The 18499-nt window shown below is 73.7% G+C and carries 15 protein-coding genes and 1 other RNA gene; 8 read left to right on the top strand and 8 right to left on the bottom strand.

Annotation, left to right across the window (positions count from 1 at the left end):
* From JHD21_RS00885 to JHD21_RS00910, 6 genes are all read left to right on the top strand, one after another.
* The coding region (locus JHD21_RS00885; RefSeq protein WP_292670884.1) for a bifunctional diguanylate cyclase/phosphodiesterase at positions 1–1652 on the top strand (1652 nt) is incomplete at its 5' end.
* A gap of 43 nt (positions 1653–1695) precedes the next feature.
* Positions 1696–2232 (top strand): nuclear transport factor 2 family protein, encoded by a 537-nt coding sequence (locus JHD21_RS00890; protein WP_292670885.1) that lies wholly within the window; start codon positions 1696–1698, stop codon positions 2230–2232.
* A gap of 42 nt (positions 2233–2274) precedes the next feature.
* The gene (locus JHD21_RS00895) at positions 2275–3198 is read left to right on the top strand and encodes an ABC transporter ATP-binding protein (RefSeq protein ID WP_292670886.1); all 924 of its coding nucleotides are present in this window, start codon (positions 2275–2277) and stop codon (positions 3196–3198) included.
* Positions 3195–3920 (top strand): ABC transporter ATP-binding protein, encoded by a 726-nt coding sequence (locus JHD21_RS00900; protein WP_292670888.1) that lies wholly within the window; start codon positions 3195–3197, stop codon positions 3918–3920. The genes JHD21_RS00895 and JHD21_RS00900 overlap by 4 nt, the downstream gene beginning before the upstream one ends.
* A gap of 10 nt (positions 3921–3930) precedes the next feature.
* Complete coding sequence (locus JHD21_RS00905) at positions 3931–7116, top strand: ABC transporter permease (RefSeq protein ID WP_292670889.1); 3186 nt, start codon at positions 3931–3933, stop codon at positions 7114–7116.
* Positions 7113–9815 (top strand): FtsX-like permease family protein, encoded by a 2703-nt coding sequence (locus JHD21_RS00910; protein WP_292670891.1) that lies wholly within the window; start codon positions 7113–7115, stop codon positions 9813–9815. Before JHD21_RS00905 ends, JHD21_RS00910 begins: the two co-directional genes overlap by 4 nt.
* A gap of 62 nt (positions 9816–9877) precedes the next feature.
* Here JHD21_RS00910 and ssrA read toward each other — a convergent pair.
* Positions 9878–10246, bottom strand: a transfer-messenger RNA (tmRNA) gene (gene ssrA, locus JHD21_RS00915).
* 52 nt (positions 10247–10298) lie between these two features.
* Between ssrA and JHD21_RS00920 the strand changes: the two genes are divergently transcribed.
* Positions 10299–11024 carry a hypothetical protein gene (locus JHD21_RS00920; RefSeq protein WP_292670892.1) on the top strand — a complete coding sequence of 242 codons (726 nt, stop codon included), beginning with the start codon at positions 10299–10301 and terminating at the stop codon, positions 11022–11024.
* 36 nt (positions 11025–11060) lie between these two features.
* Here JHD21_RS00920 and JHD21_RS00925 read toward each other — a convergent pair whose 3' ends face one another.
* From JHD21_RS00925 to ftsE, 5 genes are all read right to left on the bottom strand, one after another.
* A complete protein-coding gene (locus JHD21_RS00925; protein WP_292670894.1) occupies positions 11061–11942 on the bottom strand; it encodes an amidohydrolase family protein in 882 nt (293 codons plus the stop codon).
* Positions 11935–12414: an SsrA-binding protein SmpB gene (gene smpB, locus JHD21_RS00930; RefSeq protein WP_292670896.1), complete on the bottom strand. Its 480-nt coding sequence runs from the start codon at positions 12412–12414 to the stop codon at positions 11935–11937. Before smpB ends, JHD21_RS00925 begins: the two co-directional genes overlap by 8 nt.
* 10 nt (positions 12415–12424) lie before the next feature.
* Positions 12425–13741 (bottom strand): M23 family metallopeptidase, encoded by a 1317-nt coding sequence (locus JHD21_RS00935; protein WP_292670898.1) that lies wholly within the window; start codon positions 13739–13741, stop codon positions 12425–12427.
* A 66-nt stretch (positions 13742–13807) separates the two neighbouring features.
* Positions 13808–14719 carry a permease-like cell division protein FtsX gene (gene ftsX / locus JHD21_RS00940; RefSeq protein WP_292670900.1) on the bottom strand — a complete coding sequence of 304 codons (912 nt, stop codon included), beginning with the start codon at positions 14717–14719 and terminating at the stop codon, positions 13808–13810.
* The gene (ftsE, locus tag JHD21_RS00945) at positions 14719–15408 is read right to left on the bottom strand and encodes a cell division ATP-binding protein FtsE (RefSeq protein ID WP_292670902.1); all 690 of its coding nucleotides are present in this window, start codon (positions 15406–15408) and stop codon (positions 14719–14721) included. The genes ftsX and ftsE overlap by 1 nt, the downstream gene beginning before the upstream one ends.
* A 149-nt stretch (positions 15409–15557) precedes the next feature.
* On the opposite strand from ftsE, the gene JHD21_RS00950 reads away from it, so the two are divergent.
* Positions 15558–16280 (top strand): hypothetical protein, encoded by a 723-nt coding sequence (locus JHD21_RS00950; RefSeq protein ID WP_292670904.1) that lies wholly within the window; start codon positions 15558–15560, stop codon positions 16278–16280.
* Positions 16281–16287: 7 nt separating this feature from the next.
* On the opposite strand, the gene JHD21_RS00955 is transcribed toward JHD21_RS00950, so the two are convergent.
* The gene (locus tag JHD21_RS00955) at positions 16288–18249 is read right to left on the bottom strand and encodes an amylosucrase (RefSeq protein WP_365695281.1); all 1962 of its coding nucleotides are present in this window, start codon (positions 18247–18249) and stop codon (positions 16288–16290) included.
* 39 nt (positions 18250–18288) lie between these two features.
* On the bottom strand, positions 18289–18462 hold the full coding sequence (locus tag JHD21_RS00960) for a hypothetical protein (RefSeq protein WP_292670907.1): 174 nt from the start codon (positions 18460–18462) through the stop codon (positions 18289–18291).
* Positions 18463–18499: the final 37 nt, after the last annotated feature.

Raw genomic sequence — 18499 nt, forward strand, 5'->3', positions numbered from 1 at the left:
GGGTGGGCGTGGCGATCGTGCTGTCGGTCGGCTCCCTGATGACCCCAGCACCGGTTCGCCCGCCCACAGGCGTGTCCCAGTCGCCGCTGACCGGTGCCCTCGTCGTCATCGGCGCGACCATCGTGGCACTTGCTCTGGGTGACCTCCTGGGCGAGACCAACGGGGCGAGCGTGACGGTGGCCGTCGCGGGAGCGGTCGCCGGCGGTGCCCGCCTCCTGCAGCTGATCTCGTCCCTCGCCGAGCTCGCCGAGTCGAAGATCGAGGCACGCACGGACCATCTGACCGGCATCGCCAACCGGCGCGCGCTGTCGCTCGCGATGGTGGCGGCCCGCAACCGCGGCGTCGGCGCTGCTCTGGTGGTCGTCGATCTCGATCGGTTCCAGGATGTCAACGACCAGTACGGCCATGCCGTGGGGGACGAGGTCCTGCGCAGCGTCGCGGTGCGGCTCAAGGAGCTGGTGCCCGTAGGGGGAGTGCTCGGGCGGCTCGGCGGCGACGAGTTCGCCGCCATCCTGCCCGCTGGGCAGCTGGCGGACGGACGACGGTTCGCCACCGAGGTCCTCACCGCCGTGGCCAGGCCGGTCGCGACGAGCGCGGGCCCCATCTATCTCGACGCCACGGTGGGAGTGGCCGCGACCTCGCCGGCCGACATCCAGCCCCGGAAGGTCGCTGCGACACCCGGACTGGGGCTGCACCGGCCCGGCCCTCGTGACCTCGACCCGGGAGAGCTGCTCCGCCAGGCGGACGCCGCACTGGCCGAGGCCAAGACCTCGGGTCGCGGGATCAGCGTCTACGACTCGGCCGCCGATGCGCGAGCGAGCCTCGAGCGCCGTCGCCTCTCCGAGCTGAGAGAGCTGCTGTCCCGGGAGCACGACGGTCGAGCCGGTGGCGTCGTCATGCACTACCAGCCGCAGATCGACCTTCGGACCGGGACGGTCGCCGGGGCCGAGGCACTGGTGCGCTGGCAGCACCCCGAGCACGGCCTGTTGGGACCCGGCGAGTTCGTCGACCTCGTCGAGCGGCACGGCCTCATGCAGGAGATGACCGAACAGGTCCTCCACCGCGCCGCGAGTGACGCCGGGCGGTGGGTGCGCGCGGGCCACGACGTCCCGGTCTCGATCAACGTCTCCACCTCCAGCCTCCGTCCCGAGCTGTTGTCGCGCATCGACGCGGCGCTGTCCGCAGGCGACCTGCATCCGCGCCACCTGCAGCTGGAGGTCACCGAGACCACGCTGATGGCCGATCCCCAGCGTTCTCTCCAGGTGCTGCGCGAGCTCTCCCGGCGCGGGACCAGCGTCAGCATCGACGACTACGGGACCGGCTACTCGTCCCTGGCCTACCTCAACGAGCTGGAGGCGGTCGAGCTGAAGCTCGACCGCAGCTTCGTCGCCCGGCTCGTGCACGATCCACGGACGGCCGCGATCGTGGCCGGGACCGTGGACCTGGCGCACGGCCTCGGCCTGCACGTGGTGGCCGAGGGCGTCGAGGACGTGGCGACGGTGCACGTCCTGATGGCGATGGGCTGCGACAGGTCGCAAGGCTTCCTCCACGCGCGGCCGATGCCGGTAGGACGGTTCCTCGTCTGGCTCGGGCAGGACCACCGTCCGGTCCGCCTCGAGACGGAGCCGCAGCAGCAGATGCTGAGCCGGTGAGCACGCTCGTCGGGCCCGCGTCGTCGGGTCGTACTGTCGGCGCATGCCCGACGAGCGCACCGCGGCCTGGGACCGCCAGCAGATCCACGACGTCGTGCTGCGCTACTGCCAGGGGATCGACCGCCTGGACCTGGACCTCGTGCGCTCGGCGTACCACCAGGACGGCATCGACCACCACACCGGCTTCGACGGCACGGTGGACGAGTTCGTGGCCTGGGTCTTCCCGCAGCTCGCCGAGCACCTCGCCGGGACGATGCACGTGATCGGCAACCACCGGGTCGAGCTGTTCGGCGACGACGCGCTGAGCGAGACGTACCTGACCGCCGTGCACTGGGGCTCGGGGCCGGACTCCCCCGCCGGTTTCACCACGGGGGCGCGGTACGTCGACCACATGACCTTCCGCTCCGGCCGCTGGGCGATCTCGGAGCGGTGGGCGGTCCGCGAGTGGCTGCGGCCGGAGGGCGGGGTCCTGACGCCGGCGACGGGTGCCGGCCCGCTGGCGCGCCGCGACGGCTCCGACCCGGTCGAGCTGCTCCGCGACCGGCTGACGAGCGCCCCTCGTGGCGACCGCTCGGGGTAAGGTCCCCAGGCGCGTGCGTCGCGCCGGGACGAGGGAGACGCGGTGGCGGGTCGGGGGCTGAGACTGCCGTCCGCGCCCGAGCGCGAGCAGGAGTACGGGCACGACGCGCTGGTGGTCTGCGACAACCTGGTGCGGATCTACCAGACCGAGGGCATCGAGGTGCAAGCCCTCCAGGGCCTCGACCTGCTGGTGCACGCCGGCGAGATGATCGCGATCGTCGGCGCCTCCGGGTCCGGGAAGTCGACGCTGCTCCAGGTGCTGGCCGGCGTGGACGCCCCGACCGCGGGCCGGGCCCGCGTGGCCGGGCACGAGCTGGTGGACCTGTCGCGGTCCGAGCGGGTGCGCTACCGGCGCGACGTGGTCGGGTTCGTGCGTCAGCAGGCCGCGCGCAACCTGGTCCCGTACCTCACCGCGACCCAGGTGATCGACCTGCCGATGAGCATCGCCGGGACACCGCGTCGAGTGCGCGCCGAGCGCGCCGCCCAGCTCCTGGAGGCACTGGGCGTCACGCACTGCGCCGACCGGCGGCCCGACCAGATGTCCGGCGGCGAGCAGCAGCGGGTCGCGATCGGCGTCGCGATGGCCAACCGGCCGCGGGTGCTGCTCGCGGACGAGCCCACCGGCGAGCTGGACAGCGAGACCGCACAGGACGTCTTCGCCGCGCTGCGCACCGCGAACCGCGACCTCGGCGCGACCGTCGTCGTGGTCACCCACGACAGCGCGGTCAGCGGGCAGGTGGCCCGGACCGTGGCGATCCGCGACGGTCGCACCAGCAGCGAGGTGCTGCGCGACAGCGACGCTCACGACGCGCTGGTCGAGGAGTACGCCGTGATGGACCGCACCGGGCGCGTGCAGGTGCCCCGGGAGTTCCGCGAGGCACTCTCGCTGAGCCGGCGGGTGCGGCTGGGCCTCGCCGACGACCACGTCCAGATCCGCTCCGACCGCGACGCGGGGGAGACTCCGTGAGCGTCGCGGACGGGCCCGCGCCGGGTCGGCACCGCGGGTCGTCGGCGGCGGAGGTGATGGTGGAGGTACGTGGGCTGACCCGCACCTACGGCAGCGGTGCCGGCACCGTGCACGCGCTGCGGGACGTCTCCTTCGACGTCGCGCCGGGAGAGATGGTGGCGGTCGTGGGTCGCTCCGGCTCCGGCAAGACCACGCTGCTCAACATGGTCGGCGGACTCGACCGGCCGGACACCGGCACCGTGCAGGTCGACGGCACCGAGGTCACCGCGCTCGACGACGCGGGCCTGAGCCGGCTGCGGCGCGAGACGGTGTCGTACATCTTCCAGACCTTCGGGCTGATGCCGCCGCTCACCGCGGCCGAGAACGTCGGCGTCCCCCTCCGGCTGCGTGGGACGCCGGTGGCCGAGCGCGAGGAGCGGGTCGCCCTCCTGCTCGACCTGGTGGGGCTGCGCGACCACGCCCAGCAGCGACCCGCCGAGCTCTCCGGCGGTCAGCAGCAGCGGGTGGCGATCGCCCGCGCCCTCGCCGGCTCGCCCCGGCTGCTGGTCGCCGACGAGCCGACCGGCCAGCTGGACGCCGAGACCGGGCTCGCGATCATGGCGCTGCTGCGCGGAGTCGTCGAGTCCGAGGGGCTGACCGCGATCGTCGCCACGCACGACCCGGTGATGATGTCGCTGGCCGACCGGGTGCTCACCATCGCCGACGGTCGCATCGAGGAGTGACGGCGGCGACGTGCTGAGCCTGGTCCTGCGGCGTGCTCTCGGGCAGTACCGGCTGGTGGCGGCCGTGGTCGCGCTCGTCACGGTCGCCGCCACCCTGCTCGGCGTGTGCGCGCTGCTCCTCGGGCCGACCCAGGACCGGGCCTTCGACCTCGAGCTCCAGCCCCGCTCGGACGACGGCGGGCAGCCGGACAGCCGGGGGTTCGACGTCGACGCGTTCCTGGTCCTGCTCCGCAACGACGACATCGTGGACGTGCGCGAGGCCGCGTCGGACCAGCTCCGGGAGGTCGTCGGGCCGCTCGACCCGGAGATCACCGTGGTCGAGACGTCGCCGATGCGCGACCTCGTGGGCCGCGGCGCGGCGGTCGGCTACCTCTCGGCCGGGGACGGGATCCCGCCCCGGGCCGAGCTGCTCTCGGGGCGGTGGCCAGAGAGCACCGGTGGCCCGGTCGAGACGACCCTGCACGAGACCGCGGCCCGGCTGCTCGAGGTCTCTGTCGGCGACGAGCTCCGCCTCGGCGGGACCACCGGGCTGGACGGCCTGTCGGACCCGATCACCCTCACGGTCGTCGGCACCTTCCGGCCGGCCTCGGACCTCGGCTGGGAGAGCGACCCGCTCATCGGTGCGGGGGTGGACCCGGACTTCAGCGCGGGCTCGACCAGCGCGCCGGCGTACGGACCGTTCGTCGTCGAGGACGCGGCGTTCCTGGCCAGCGGGTCGGCGGCCGCGCGGATGCGGGTGACGGCCCGGCCGGACGTCGCCCTGGCCGACCGCGAGAACGTGACCGCCGCGGTCGAGGAGTACGACGGCGCCGGCGACCGGCTCGGGGCCGAGCTCGCCGACCGCGTGCAGCTCACCCGGGTGACCTCGCTGCTGCCGGACACCCTGCAGCGGGTCGAGGCCCAGCGCGCCGCCAGCCGCTCGCTCGTGCTGGTCGCGGTGCTGCTCGGGGCCATGCTCTCGCTGACCGCCCTGCTGCTCGCCGGCCGGCTGGTCGCCGCGGTCCGCGACGAGGAGCGGGTGCTGCTGGTGGCGTTCGGGGCCAGCCCACGCCAGCAGCTGGTCGCGGCCGGGTTCGAGGCGGTCCTGCTGGCCCTGGCCGCGGCGGCGATCGCGCTGCCGGCCGCGGCGCTGCTGCACTCGCGGCTCACCCACCTCGCCGGACCGACCGGGGCCGGGCTGGCCCAGGCGCCGGCCGTCACCGGCGGGCTGGTCCTGACCGTGCTCGGCTGCAGCCTGGCGCTCGCCCCGGTGCTGGTGCTGACCGCCCTCGACACCAGCACCACGACCGAGGCCACCCGGCGCCGCTGGGCGCTGGCCCGCACCCACGCGGACTGGACCCTGATCGGAGGAGCCACGGCCGTGGCCGGCCTCGCCTGGTGGCAGCTGCGCGACCAGCCGGACACCACCACCGGGCGGGGGGACGTCACGCTCACCCTCGCCCCGGTGGTCTTCGTGGTCGCCACCACCCTGGTCGCGGTCCGCCTCGTGCCGGTGCTGCTGCGCGCCGCGTCCCGGCTGACCCTCCGCTCGCCGGTCCTGGTGCTGCCGCTGGCCGTCCAGCAGGCGGCCCGGCGTCCGCACCCGGGCACGGCCATGGCGCTGATCGCGACCGCCGTCGCCGCGGCGGCGTTCGGGCTCGGGCTCCGCACGACCTGGGAACGGTCACAGGTCGACCAGGCGGACCTGCGCGTGGGCACCGACCTGAGCCTCGCGGTGCGCACGATGCCGACCCGCGCCGAGGCGACGGCCGTGCTCGACGCGGTGGAGGGCCGGTCCACGGCCGTCTCGGCGGTCGTCGACCGGGCGGTGACCATCGGCCGTCTCGGCGGTACGGCGGACGCGCCGCCACCCACGTTGGTCGCGGTCGACAGCGCCGTGGCCGGCGAGCTGCTCCGCGGCCGGCTCGAAGACGGCAGCTGGGCCGAGGTCGCCGCCCGGCTCGACCCCGGCCCGGCCGTCACCGGAGCGTCGCTCACCCAGGGCTCGACCACCACGATCCAGGGTCGGGCGGCCAGCACCCTGCCCATCAGGGTGACCGCCACCGCGGTGGTGGAGGGCACGACCGGGCTGCGGCACACGATCACCGCCACCAGCCCCGTCCCTCTCGACGGCCAGGCCCACCCCGTGACCTGGAGCGAGACGGCCGAGGGGATGCGGCTGGTGGCCCTGGCGCTGCACCTGGACGGGCGCCGGGCCGGTCCGGGCCAGATCGCCGCGGCGGACCTCCAGGTCAGCGTCACCCTGACCGGCACGGACGGGAGCAGCACCTGGCACGCCCACCCCCAGGACCGGGACCCCGTGCAGGGCCCGTCCGTCACGGCCGAGCCGGCTGCGGACGGCATCCTGCTGCGCGCCAGCGCGGTGGTGGACACCGGCAGGCTGGCCGACGGCGGCGGGGACCTGCTGGTCACGTCGTTCCCCGCGCCGGAGAAGGTTCCGGTGGCCCTGTCCGACGACCTCGCCCGGGCGATCGGAGCCCGGATCGGTGACACGTTCGAGGGCGACCTCAGCACGGCCAGGCTGCCCCTGGAGGTGGTGGCGGTGGTGCCTGACGTTCCGTCGGCGCCAGGCCGTCCCGCGGTGCTGGCCGACGGCGACGCCGTCTCCCGCAGCCTGATCGCCGGCGGTCAGCTGGAGCCGTTCGTGGACGCGTGGTGGGTCGCGGACCCGACGCCCCAGGCGGAGCGGGCGCTGGACGAGCTCGCCCCGGGGGCGGTGGTGACGCGAGCCGGCGTGACCGACGACCTGGCCCGAGGGCCGTTCGAGGTCACGGTGCCGACCGTCCTGACCACGCTGGTGGCGGCCGCGGTCGTGCTGCTCCTGGCCGGCGTCGCCCTGGTCACGGGCGCGGACCAGCGACGCCGGTCGCTGGAGCTGGCCCGGCTCCGTGCCATCGGCCTCCCCCGGCGCGCCGGACGACGGCTGCTGCTGACCGAGCACGCGGCTTTCCTGGCACCGTTGGCGACCCTCGGCTTCCTGGTCGGGCTGGGCACGTCATGGGCGCTCGGGCCGCTGATGGTCCGCTCGGACCTGGGTGCGGCCCCGGTGCCGGCCGCGGTGCTGGACTGGCCGTGGGTGACGGCCGGGCTGGTGATCGGCGGTGCGGTGCTCGGGGCCGGCTTGGTGACCTGGGCGGTCACCGTGCGTCAGGTGCGTGCCTCGGACCGGGCCGGGCTTCGGGTGGGTGACTCATGAGGCACGTACGGGTGCGGGTCCACTGGCCGACGGTGCTCGGGCGGATCCGGACCGACCGGGGGCTGCTGGCGCTCACCGCCCTGGTCGTCGCGCTGGCCTCGGCACTGCTCGCGGCGGTCTGGCCGCTGACCGTGCGCACCGCTGACGAGGCGGTGGCCCACAGCGTCCGCGAGGCCGGCCCCGGGGCCGCGGTGGTGGCGACCCTGCCGCAGCCGCTCTCCCGCGGGGACCGCCGCCGTGACCCCGGCGCCGTCGAGCGGTTCGACCTGGACGTCGAGTTCACCGGCAACGAGCTGCCTGACGGGCTGGCGTCGGTGGTGCGTCCCAGCGTCCACTCGCTCACCTCGTCGGCGCTGACCGTCGTCGGGCCGGGTCCGAGGCGGGACGTCCGGCTGGTCTACGCCGAGTCGCCCACCGAACCGCCGGCGGTCACCTGGGTCGCCGGCGGTGCGCCGCAGTCGAGCGCCGGGCTCGGCGAAGACGACGTGGTGCTGTCCCCGCAGGACCCGCCGTGGCCGGTGCAGGTCGGTCTGTCCGAGCGGGTCGCGGGCGCGCTCGGCATCCAGCCGGGCGACCGGCTCACGATGCGCGACCAGTACGGCCAACCCGCCGACGTCCGGGTCAGCGGCATCTACGCGCCGGACGACCCGGAGGACCCCGCGTGGCAGGTCGCGCGTGAGCTGCTCAGCCCGGCCGTCGGGTTCTCCGACGGCGTCGAGCGCACCCTGGTGGCGGCTCTGGTGTCTCCGGAGGCGCTGCCCGATCTTCGGATCGCCGTGGCGGCCGACGAGCTGACCGAGCTCATCGCCTTCCTCCCCGAGCCGACGCGCGTCCGCTGGGAGCAGGCGCCCGACCTCGAGCGCGAGGTGGTCGCGCTCAAGGTCGTGCCCGGGCTGGACAGCGGCCAGACCGGGTGGGACAGCGTCCTGGACCGGGTGCTGGTCGACGCCACGGCCCAGGTCGCCAGCGCGCGGGGCCGGGCGCAGGTGCCGCTGGTGGGACTGCTCGTCACCGCCGCGCTCACCGTGGTCCTCGCGGCCCGGCTCTTGGCGCGCCGTCGCTCCGGCCCCCTCACGCTCGCCCGCGAGCGGGGCGCGACGTTGGTGGGCATCGGTGCCGAGCTCGCCGTCGAGTCCGCCCTGGTGGCGGTGGCCGGAGCCACGGTCGGGGTCGCGGCAACAGCGGTCCTGCTGGGGTCGGCCGACGTCCGCTGGGTGCTGCCCGTCGCCGCGGTGGCCGTCCTGGCCGCGCCGCTGCTCGGCGCGGTCGAGGCCGGCCGGGTCACGAGAGTGCGGCGGGTGCCCGCCAACCGGGCCGCCCGACGCGCCGCCGCCCGTCGGCGGCACGTGGGCCGGCTGGTGCTCGAGGCGGGGATCGTCGGCCTGGCCGCCCTCGCGTACGTCGCGCTGCGGCAGCGTGGACCGGTCGCGGGCGACCTCGTCGCGGCCAGCACCCCGACCCTCTGGGCGCTCGCCGGGGCGCTGGCGCTGGTCCGGGTCCTGCCACCGCTGGTGCGGTGGCTGCTGCGGCGGACGGGCCGGTCGGCGGGCCGGTTGCCGTTCCTGGTGGCGTCCCGGGTCGCCGTCGGCGGGCTCCGCGCGCTCCCCCTGGTCGTCCTGGTCGTCGCGGTGTCGCAGCTCGTGCTCGACACCACTCTGGCTGCGACGCAGCAGCGCGGCCAGGAGTCGGGCGCGCTGCTCAGCGTCGGCGGCGACGCGAAGCTCAGCACGGCGCCGAGCCCCGTGGTCCTCGACCGGGCCGCCGAGGTCAACGGCACGCCGGGTGTGCGGGCGGCGGTCGCGGCGCGGGTCGCCGACCAGACGCTGGTGTCCTCGGTGTCCACGGGCGCCACCGTGCGGCTGGTGGTGGTCGACGCCCGCGCCTACGAGCGGCTGCTGGCCGCGAGCGACCTGCCGGACGCACCCCAGCTGCAGCGACTCACCGACACCGGCGGCGAGGACGCACCCGTGCCGGCACTGCTGCTCGGGGGCCCGCGCGGCATGGAGAACGGGCTCCAGGTCCGGTGGGGACAGGACGAGGTGGCGCTCGACGTCGTCGGCGAGGCGCCGCGGGTCGAGGCCAGCACCGAGCCCGTGGTCGTGGTCGACGCCGGCGCGTTCGCGGCCACCGGTGCGGTCGCCGAGCCCGACACCATCTGGGCGGTGGGACCGGGTGCGGCCGACGCGCTGCGCTCGGCCGCCGAGGCCGACCCGGGGGACGTGGTCCAGACCTACGACGCCGCGATCACCAGGCTCCGCGACGCCCCGCTGTCCGAGGCGCAGGTGAACCTCGCCGTAGCGGCCGCACTGCTGCTGGTGCTGCTGGCCGGACTGGCCGTGGTGCTGGGCTCCGCTGTCGACGCCCCCGCCCGCGCCACCGCACTCGGTCGGCTCCGCTCACTGGGCCTTCCCGAGCCCGACCTGCGTCGCGTGCTGGCCGGCGAGCTGCTGGCGCCCGTCCTCGTGTGCGCGCTGACCGGCGTCGTGGTCGGCATCCTCACCTCGTGGGCGACCTTCGGCACCCTGGGGCTCGAGGACGTGACCGGTCAGAGCGAGACCCCGCGGCTCGCCGTACCGCTCTGGACCTGGCTCGCCGTCCTGGCGCTGCTGGCCACGGCACTGGTCCTGGCGACGCGCCAGAGCCGCCGGCTGCGGCGCACCAACCTGGCGCAGGTGCTGCGCGCAGGCGACGGTGGCTAGCACGTGACAACACCCCCGCGCCGGCGCTGCGCGCCGGCTCAGGGGTGCATGTCATGCGTGCTGCGTGGAGCTGGCGGGAATCGAACCCGCGTCCTCGAGCGTCGAACCAGGTCTTCTCCGGGTGCAGTCAGTATTGGCGTGTTCTCAGCCCCGGCGCTCGTACTGACACGTCGCCGACGGACTCAGTCAGGTTTGAGTCCCGGTCACCCCTCCTGACTGGGGGTGACAAGCAAGTCTCCTAGATGACGCCAGGATCCGGGACGGAGACAGGTGCCCGGTCTGACGCTTCGATCACTGCTCAGGCAGCGAGAGCGAAGGAACTGCGATTGGTGTTGGCAGTTGTGTTTTCCAGCGGTCGTTTACGAGATGTCGCTGGCTCCTCGACCCGCTTCTCCTGGAACTAACGTCCCAAGTCGAAACCGATCAGCCCCTCTTGAGTTGTGAAACGCCCACTCTACGCGGTCGGGCGTCATGCTGTGCTCCATGAGAACCCGCAGGGCTGCTGGCTTGTTCCCGGTCATCGCCCTGCTGGGGGTCCTCGGGGCGTGCGGCGGAGACGCAGATGACGAGGCGGGTGACGCCGCGGATCCGGGCCCGGTGGCGAGTGCCGGGTCCGAGCCGGCGTCCCCGTCGACGTCCCCGTCCGCCAGCCAGCCGGCGCCGGCGGCCGCGCAGGCGCAGGTGCTCGGGGAGCCCGGGAGGTTCGCCGCGGGCGGCGGCGAGGCGTCGCCGCTCGACGTCGAGATGGCCGGACGCGAGTGCGTGCTGGCCGACGCGCTCTTCGGCTCGTGCCGTGCCTCGACCGGCACCGGTGGCCCCTTCGTGGTGACGGCGGAGAGCACCACCGAGGCGCCGTCGGTCTGGAACGTCGTCGTCCGGTGCGGCACCGACCCCGCCGTCCCCGCCGCGTCCGCGCAGGGTGAGTTCCAGCCGATGACCACGGACCTCGGCCTGGAGCCCTACGGCGAAGTCGTCGGGGTGACGCTGGTCGGCGACGACGCGGAGGCGGCGCTCGTCTACCAGCCGGAGGCCTCGGAGTGCCCGGTGGTCTGGGGCCTGGGCGCGGTCGACCGGTCCAGTCTCTTCGTGGGTGGGACCGACGCGCTCAACGGAGAGGCGAGCCCGATCAGGTTCACGAACGCGGACGGCGCCGCCACGTGCGCCGTCGCCGACGGGGCCGGCGGGATCACCGTGAGCCCCTGCCAGTGACGGGCCGGTGACGGACCGGTGACGGGCCGGTGACGGTCAGCCGCTGACGCCGAACAGCGCCGCGCCGTTCTCCCAGCAGACCCGGCGCAGCCAGTCGTCGCCCAGGTCGAGCCGCGCCAGGCTCTCCAGCTGGTGCGCGTACGGGTAGGGGATCGTCGGGAAGTCGGTGCCGAGCACGATCCGGTCGCCGAGGTCGGCCAGCCGGGGCAGCAGCTCGCGCGGGTAGGGCGGGAAGAAGTCGGTGAAGACCATCGTCGTGTCCAGCCGTACCTCGTCGAAGGTCTCGGTCAGGGCCAGGAACTCGGCCACCTCGGGGGCTCCCATGTGCGCCACCACCAGCCGCAGCCGCGGGTGCCGGCGGAGCACCCGGGAGGTCGAGCCGGGCCCCGTGTAGGCGTTGCCGACCGGCCCCGACCCGGCGTGCACCACGACGGGGACGCCGGCGTCCTCGAGGACACCCCAGACCCGGTCGAGCTGCGGGTCGTCCAGGTGGAACTCGCCCACCTGGAGGTGCAGCTTGAAGACCTGCACCCCGGCGTCGACCAGGTCGGCGACGTACGCCGCCGCGTCGGGCTCCGGGTAGAAGGTGCCCGACCAGATGACCTCGGGGATCCCGGCCGCGAACTCCCAGGACCAGGCGTTGAGATAGGTCGCCACGCCGGGCTTGTGCGCGTAGGGCAGCGTCGAGAAGCGGCGGACGCCCATCTCGCGCAGCAGCGCGACCCGGGCGCTGTGGCTGACCCGGTAGCGGATCGGCCACTCCCGGCCGATCTTGGGTCCGGCCTCGTCGAACTGGGCGTAGACCGCCCGCTGGATGTTGGGCGGCAGGAAGTGCACGTGCACGTCCACGAGGCCCGGCAGGCCGAGCTGCTCCCAGAACGCGCGGACCGGTGCGACGTCGCCGCCGAGCTCAGTCACCCATGCCCTTGGCCCGGCGGCCGACGGCCTGCTCGATCTCCCGGTTGGCCTGGCGCTCGGCCAGCGAGTGCCGCTTGTCCCAGGACTTCTTGCCCTTGGCGAGGGCGATCTCGACCTTGGCCCTGCCGTCGAGGAAGTAGAGGGAGAGGGGCACGACGGTGAGCCCCTTCTCGTTGACCCGCCGCTCGATCTTGTCGATCTCGTCGCGGTTGAGGAGCAGCTTGCGCTTGCGGCGCGCGGAGTGGTTGGTCCAGGTCCCCTGGGAGTACTCCGGGATGTGGACGCCGTGCAGCCAGGCCTCGCCGCGGTCGATGTCGACGAACCCGTCCACCAGCGACGCCCGGCCCTGGCGCAGCGACTTGACCTCGGTGCCCTGGAGGACCAGGCCGGCCTCGTAGACGTCCTCGATGAGGTAGTCGTGCCGCGCCTTCTTGTTCTGCGCGATCATCTTGCGCCCCTGCTCCCTGGCCATCAGGCCATTGTCACAGGTAGCCCATCGGGTCGACGGCATCGCCGTTCTTCATGATCGTGAAGTGCAGGTGGCAGCCGGTCGACCAGCCGGTCGAGCCGACGTAGCCGACGGTCTGCCCGCGGGTGACCCTGTCGCCCACCCCGACCCGGTAGCTGCTGGCGTGGTTGTAGACCGCGACGAGGCTGGCCCCGTTGACCCGCCCGACGCTGACGTAGAGCCGGTTGCCGTAGACCGACGAGTAGTAGGCCGAGACGACCGTGCCGTCGGCGACCGCACGCAGGGCGGAGCCGCAGCCGGCGCCGAAGTCGGTGCCGTCGTGCAGGCCGTAGTAGCCGTAGATCGGGTGGGTCCGGTAGCCGAACGGCGACGTCACGCGCCCGGCGACCGGGTAGTCGAGGAACCCGTCGGACTGGCCGGTGAACCCGTTGTCGCCGGCGGCGGCCGCGGCAGCCTCGGCGGCGGCGACGGCGGCGGCGATCTTCTTCTTGATCCGGGCCTCTTCGCGCTTGAGCTTCTCGAGCATCCGGAGGTCGGCCTGGCGGGCGGCCCGCGCCTCGCGCTTCTTCGCCGCGTTGGAGTCGACCAGACCGCGGAACCGGGCCTTCTCCGCCACCGCCTGGTCGGTGAGCCGCTGCATGGTGGCCAGGTTCTCCGCGGCCGCAGCGCGCCGGGTCGCGACGTCGTCGCGGGCGGCGGCGACCTCGTCCTCGCGCACCTGGAGCAGCACCTCGGCGGCGATCAGGTCGTCGAAGATGCCCTTCTGCTTGGCCGAGGCGCTGTCGGCGTACTCCTCGTGCCGGATCAGGTCGGACGGGCTCTGCGCGCCCAGGTAGCCGGAGATCGAGACGAGGGTGGGGTCACCCTGCTGGTAGAGGTCGACCACCAGGTCCTTGACCACGGCCCGCTGGGCCTCGAGCGCCTGCTGCCCCGCGACCACGTCGGCCTGGGCCTGCACGAGCCGGGCCTCCGCCTCGACCAATGCCGCCTGCATGCTGGCATCGAGCGCCTGGGCGGCGTAGAGCTCCTTGCGGGTGCTCGCCAGGTCGGCCTTGGCGGCCGCCAGCTCGGCCTGGGACGCGGTGTACGCCGCCACGGCGCGGGCGACCCGGTTGCTGGACTCCTCGGCCTCCTGCTGAGCGTCACGGATCTGCTGCCGGACCTCCTCGCGCTCGGCGCGGAGGTCGTCAGGGTCGGCGGAGGACGCCGAGAGGGAGAGGGCGGGGACGATCTGGGTGGCTGCCGGGATCGTGAGGACGCCGACGAGGGCAGGGACCGCCAGGGTTCGTCGGAGCGCACGTCGATGAGAGGCGCCGGGGAAGTAGCGCACGTGTCTGCCTTCTGCGATCGGGGAAGAGCTCGGGGAAGTGAACCCCTCGACCGTAGAGGCGCGAGGTCAGACTTTGAGGTATTTGCGGGTCAGTGCGAGTGTCGGGAGCAGGGTCAGCAGCGGCCCCAGCACGGCGATCACGATCAGTGCGGTGGTGAAGTCGGGGAGCCCGATCCACGGCATGAACGACAGCGTCTGGCTGATCCGCTGCTCCACGCCGAACCACATCACTGCGCCCAGCGCACCTCCGGCGAGCACCACACCGACCACCGCGGTCACCAGCGCCTCGAGCAGGAACGGCAGCGCGATGTAGAGCGTGGAGGCCCCGACGAGCCGCATGATCCCGATCTCCTTGCGGCGCGCGAACGCCGCCAGCCGGATCGTGTTCGCCACGAGCAGCAGCGCGGCGAGGAGCAGGAACCCGGCCACTCCCCACGACGCGTACTTGAGCGTGTCGAGGGAGTCGAAGAGCGGTTTGACAGTCTCCCGCTCGTCCCGGATCTGGGAGACGCCGTCCAGGCCGATCACCGCGCTGGTGATGCCCTCGAACTCCTTGGGGTCCTTGAGCGTGATCCAGTAGGCCTCGGACATGTCATCGGCGGTCATCACCGGGTTGGGGCCGTCGAACTGGTCCTCGCCGAGGAGCTTCTTGACCTTCTCGAAGGCCTCCTCCTTGGTCTCGAACCGGTAGGTCTCGACCTCGGGGCTGTCCTCGATGACCGCCTCGATGGCCTCCTTCTGGGTGTCCGTGGCCGCGCTGGTGCAGCTCGGGTTGACGTCGGAGTCGCGGCACAGGTACGTCGCGATCTCGAGCTGGTTGCCGAGGTACTCGGTGGCGATGGAGCGCTGCTGGTTGAGCAGGACGCCGAGGCCGACCAGGGTCATCGAGACGAAGAGCGTGAGGATCACGGCGATGTGCATCGACACGTTGCGCCGCAGGCCCTGCCCGAGCTCGGAGAAGACGTAGCGCAGCTGCATCAGGCGACCCCGCCGTAGGCACCCTGGGCCTGGTCGCGGACGACCCTGCCGTGGTCGAGCTCGACGACGCGCTTGCGCATCTGGTCGACGACGGCCGTGTCGTGGGTGGCCATCAGCACGGTGGTGCCGGTGCGGTTGATCCGGTCGAGGAGCTTCATGATCCCGACCGAGGTGGTCGGGTCGAGGTTGCCGGTGGGCTCGTCGGCGATCAGGATCATCGGCCGGTTGACGAAGGCGCGCGCGATCGCGACCCGCTGCTGCTCACCGCCGGACAGCTCGTCGGGCAGCCGGTCGCCCTTGCCGTCCAGGCCCACCAGCTGCAGCGTCTCGGGGACGGTCTTCCTGATCTCGGCCCGGGACTTGCCGATGACCTGGAGCGCGAAGGCGACGTTCTCCGAGACGGTCTTGTTCTGGAGCAGCCGGAAGTCCTGGAACACGGTGCCGATCTGGCGCCGCAGCCGCGGCACCTTCCACCCGGCCAGCCGGTTGAGGTCCTTGCCGGCGACGTGGACCCGGCCCGAGGTGGAGCGGGCCTCCCGCAGCACCAGGCGCAGCGCGGTGGACTTGCCCGAACCCGACTGGCCGACGAGGAAGACGAACTCGCCCTTCTCGATGTCGATGCTCACCTGGTCGAGCGCCGGGTGGGCGGTGCCGGGGTAGGTCTTGGTGACCTTCTCGAAGCGAATCACGTGGATTGAGGCTACGGGAGCACCCCACGGCGGCGACGGAGGCTGGTGGGCGCGTCCAGCACGGCCAGGGAACGGCCAGGGAACGGCCAGGGGCCGACGCGGGTCGCAGCGCCGTGGAACCCCCTGCACCCGACGGGCGTCGGACCGGCATGCCCCGGCCTGGCCGGTCCCTGGCGATCCTGCTCGCCCTCCTCGTCATCGCCGCGTCCGCGTGCACCGACGACGGCAGCGACTGCTGCGGCGAGCCCCTGGACCCGGAGACGAGTCGGGAGCTCGCGGCGGCCCGCGACACGTGGAGGGACTGGGCCTCCGACGAGATGCGAGCCGGAGACGCCGGTAGCGCGCTGGTCGCGGCCGAGGCCGTCTTCACGCCGCAGGACTGGAGCCTCCCGCCGTCGTTCCGCTGGGAGCTGACCTTCCCCTCATCCAGGCCGAGCCCCCCGCAGGAGGTCCAGTCGGTGCTGGAGAGGGCCTGCGCCTTCGCCGCTGGCGCCCGCTTCATGCTCGGCGACGACCTCCGGGTGAGCCTGGCGGTCCCGGGGCCGGTGCGCGGCATCCCGGCCCGGACCAGCACCGGCTGCCACCCGCCGTTCCGGGGCGTGGCGGCCTGGTTGACGTACCTGGCCGACCACCCGCTGCCGCCCGAGGTCGGCGGTGTGCAGTGGCGCCCCCGGCGGTCGGGCCGGGTGCTGGTGACGGCCTACGTCCGTCCCCCCGACGCCACCGCGGCCGTGGCGCGGCGCATCGGGAGGCAGCTGTGCGCCTACCCGCAAGGGACGCGCTACTGGGTCCAGATCACGGCGCAGCCGTCCCCGGCGGGAGAGATGGGCGCCACCCGGCCGTTCGCGCCCGGTCGGTCCTGCCGGCCGTGACCGAGACTCACCCGGGCGCGTCCACCAGCCACCACGCGGCGTACGGCGGCAGCCAGAGCAGCCCCATCGACCCGGTGGCCAACGGGTGACCGCCAAGCGCGTCGTAGGGCGCCGTCAGGCCCAGGTCGTGCAGCCGGTGCGGCTCGAACGACCGGGCCTGATCGCTGACGTTGTAGAGCCCGACGAACGTGCCGCTGGCGTGCTGCCGGACGACCGCGAGCACGCCGTCGTCGGTGTCCTGGAGGACCTCGGTGTCGGCGGAGGCGTGCAGTTGCGGCAGCCGGGCCCGGACCGCGGCGAGGTGCCGGAGGCCGCCGAAGACGCGGCCGGCCACGGTGTCGGGGTCGTCGCGTGACGCTGCCCGCGTCCAGTCCAGCCGGGGCCGGTGCGCCCAGCGGTTGTCGTCCTCGTGGCCCGGCTCGCTCGCCCAGCCGGGGTCGTTGGGCTGCCCGAGCTCGTCGCCGCTCCACACGACCGGGATGCCACCCCAGGCCGCGACCACCGCGTGCGCGAGGAGGATCCGCGCGAGTGCGGCGTCAGGATCGGTCTCCAGCCCGAGCAGGGAGGCCGCGGTCCCGCTGATCCGCCGGTCACCGGTCGCCGGGTTGGCCTGGAACACCAGGCCGTCGGCCCAGGATCCGGGGAACTCCCCGGAGTACCAGTCGGAGAGGAACGCCCGGTGCCCCTGGCCGGTGACACCGACGGCGTACGCGTCCCGGTCGTCGATGGCCCAGCCGATGTCGTCGTGGCAGCGGACGTAGGTGATCCAGGTGCCGGTCGCCGGGGTCGCCGGCAGCGCCCGGAGGGCCTGGCGGGCCAGCACGGTGTTGCGGGCGGCCAGCATCGACCACACCTGGACCATCAGGCTGTTGTGGTAGGCCAGGTCGCTCACCCGGCCGGCGTGCCGGCCGGTCCCGAGGTACTGCACCAGGTCGCGGGGGCCCACGATCGCCTCCGCCTTGAACGCCACGGCCGGCGCGGCCATCCGGGTGACCGCCCGCAGCGCCTGGGTGATGGCGTGCACCTCGGGCTGGTTCTGGCAGTCGGTGCCCAGCCGCTTCCAGAGGAACGCGATCGCGTCGAGCCGGAGCACCTCCACGCCGAGGTTGGCCAGCCCGAGGATGATCTCGGTGAACTCCAGGAGCACCGCCGGGTTGGCCCAGTTGAGGTCCCACTGGAACTCGTTGAACGTCGTCCAGACCCACGCGTCCAGGTCGTCGTCCCAGGTGAAGCTGCCGGGCGCGAAGTCGGGGAACACCTCCGGCAGCGTCTGCTCGTAGGCCTCCACCGCGGCCCGGTCGGGGAGGACGTGGAAGTAGTCGCGGTACCGCTCGTCCCCGGTGCGAGCCCGGGCCGCCCACTCGTGCTCCCTGGCCACGTGGTTGACCACCAGGTCCATGCAGAGGCTGATCCCGCGCCCCCGCAGGGTCGTCGCCAGGTCGCGCAGGTCGTCCATCGTGCCGAGGTCGCTGCGCACCGCGCGGTAGTCCTGGACGGCGTAACCGCCGTCGTTGTCACCTTCGCGCGGCTGCAGCAGCGGCATCAGGTGCAGGTAGGTGACGCCGAGCTCCTCGAGGTGGTCGAGCCGGGCGGCCACACCCCGGAGGTCGTCGGCGAACCGCTCGGTGTAGCAGGCGTAGCCGAACATCCGCGGCTGCTGGAGCCAGTCCGGGGTGAGCAGCCGCCGGGCGTCCAGGGTGTGCAGCTCGTCGGCCCGCTCGGCGTACGCCGCCGCCGCGAGCTCCACCATCCGCGCGGTCAGCGGGGCGCGGACCTCGGGGTCCGGGTGGATCTCCGCCAGGGCCGAGGCCAGGTCGTCGTAGAAGCGGTCGAGCCGCAGCCCGAACGCGTCCCGGCGCTCCCGGCTGAGCCCGGGGCCGGCGATGACGGCGTCCAGGCCGAGCGCGCTCCCCTCGAGCCGTGCCGCCGCGGCAGCATGGACCTCGGCCGGTGCGCTCATCGTGGTCATTCAACCGCACGTCGAGCGCCCCGGCCGAGGTCCGTCACGTCAGCCCCGGCGCCACCAGCGGTGCTCGGAGGGCCGGCCGGACGACCGCTCGGCCGGGTCGTGCCCGGGGCACCACTGGTCGGCGGGCACCCGCGCCTTGACGTGGGCGACGTGGCGGCCGCAGCCGCGCCAGGTCGTCTTGCCGCAGGTGCGGCAGCGAGCTGCATGGCACATGGAGAGCTCCTTGCTCCTGTTTCGTCGTTCCGTCGAG

It is taken from the genome of Nocardioides sp., from assembly GCF_016462705.1.
Lineage (GTDB): Bacteria > Actinomycetota > Actinomycetes > Propionibacteriales > Nocardioidaceae > Nocardioides.

What these genes read in the sequence shown, in the direction of transcription:
- JHD21_RS00890 (WP_292670885.1), top strand. Translation starts at nt 1,696, where the DNA reads ATGCCCGACGAGCGCACCGCGGCCTGGGACCGCCAGCAGATCCACGAC.
- JHD21_RS00910 (WP_292670891.1), top strand. Translation starts at nt 7,113, where the DNA reads ATGAGGCACGTACGGGTGCGGGTCCACTGGCCGACGGTGCTCGGGCGG.
- JHD21_RS00920 (WP_292670892.1), top strand. Translation starts at nt 10,299, where the DNA reads ATGAGAACCCGCAGGGCTGCTGGCTTGTTCCCGGTCATCGCCCTGCTG.
- smpB (WP_292670896.1), bottom strand. Translation starts at nt 12,414, where the DNA reads ATGGCCAGGGAGCAGGGGCGCAAGATGATCGCGCAGAACAAGAAGGCG.
- ftsX (WP_292670900.1), bottom strand. Translation starts at nt 14,719, where the DNA reads ATGCAGCTGCGCTACGTCTTCTCCGAGCTCGGGCAGGGCCTGCGGCGC.
- JHD21_RS00950 (WP_292670904.1), top strand. Translation starts at nt 15,558, where the DNA reads ATGCCCCGGCCTGGCCGGTCCCTGGCGATCCTGCTCGCCCTCCTCGTC.
- JHD21_RS00955 (WP_365695281.1), bottom strand. Translation starts at nt 18,249, where the DNA reads ATGACCACGATGAGCGCACCGGCCGAGGTCCATGCTGCCGCGGCGGCA.
- JHD21_RS00960 (WP_292670907.1), bottom strand. Translation starts at nt 18,462, where the DNA reads ATGTGCCATGCAGCTCGCTGCCGCACCTGCGGCAAGACGACCTGGCGC.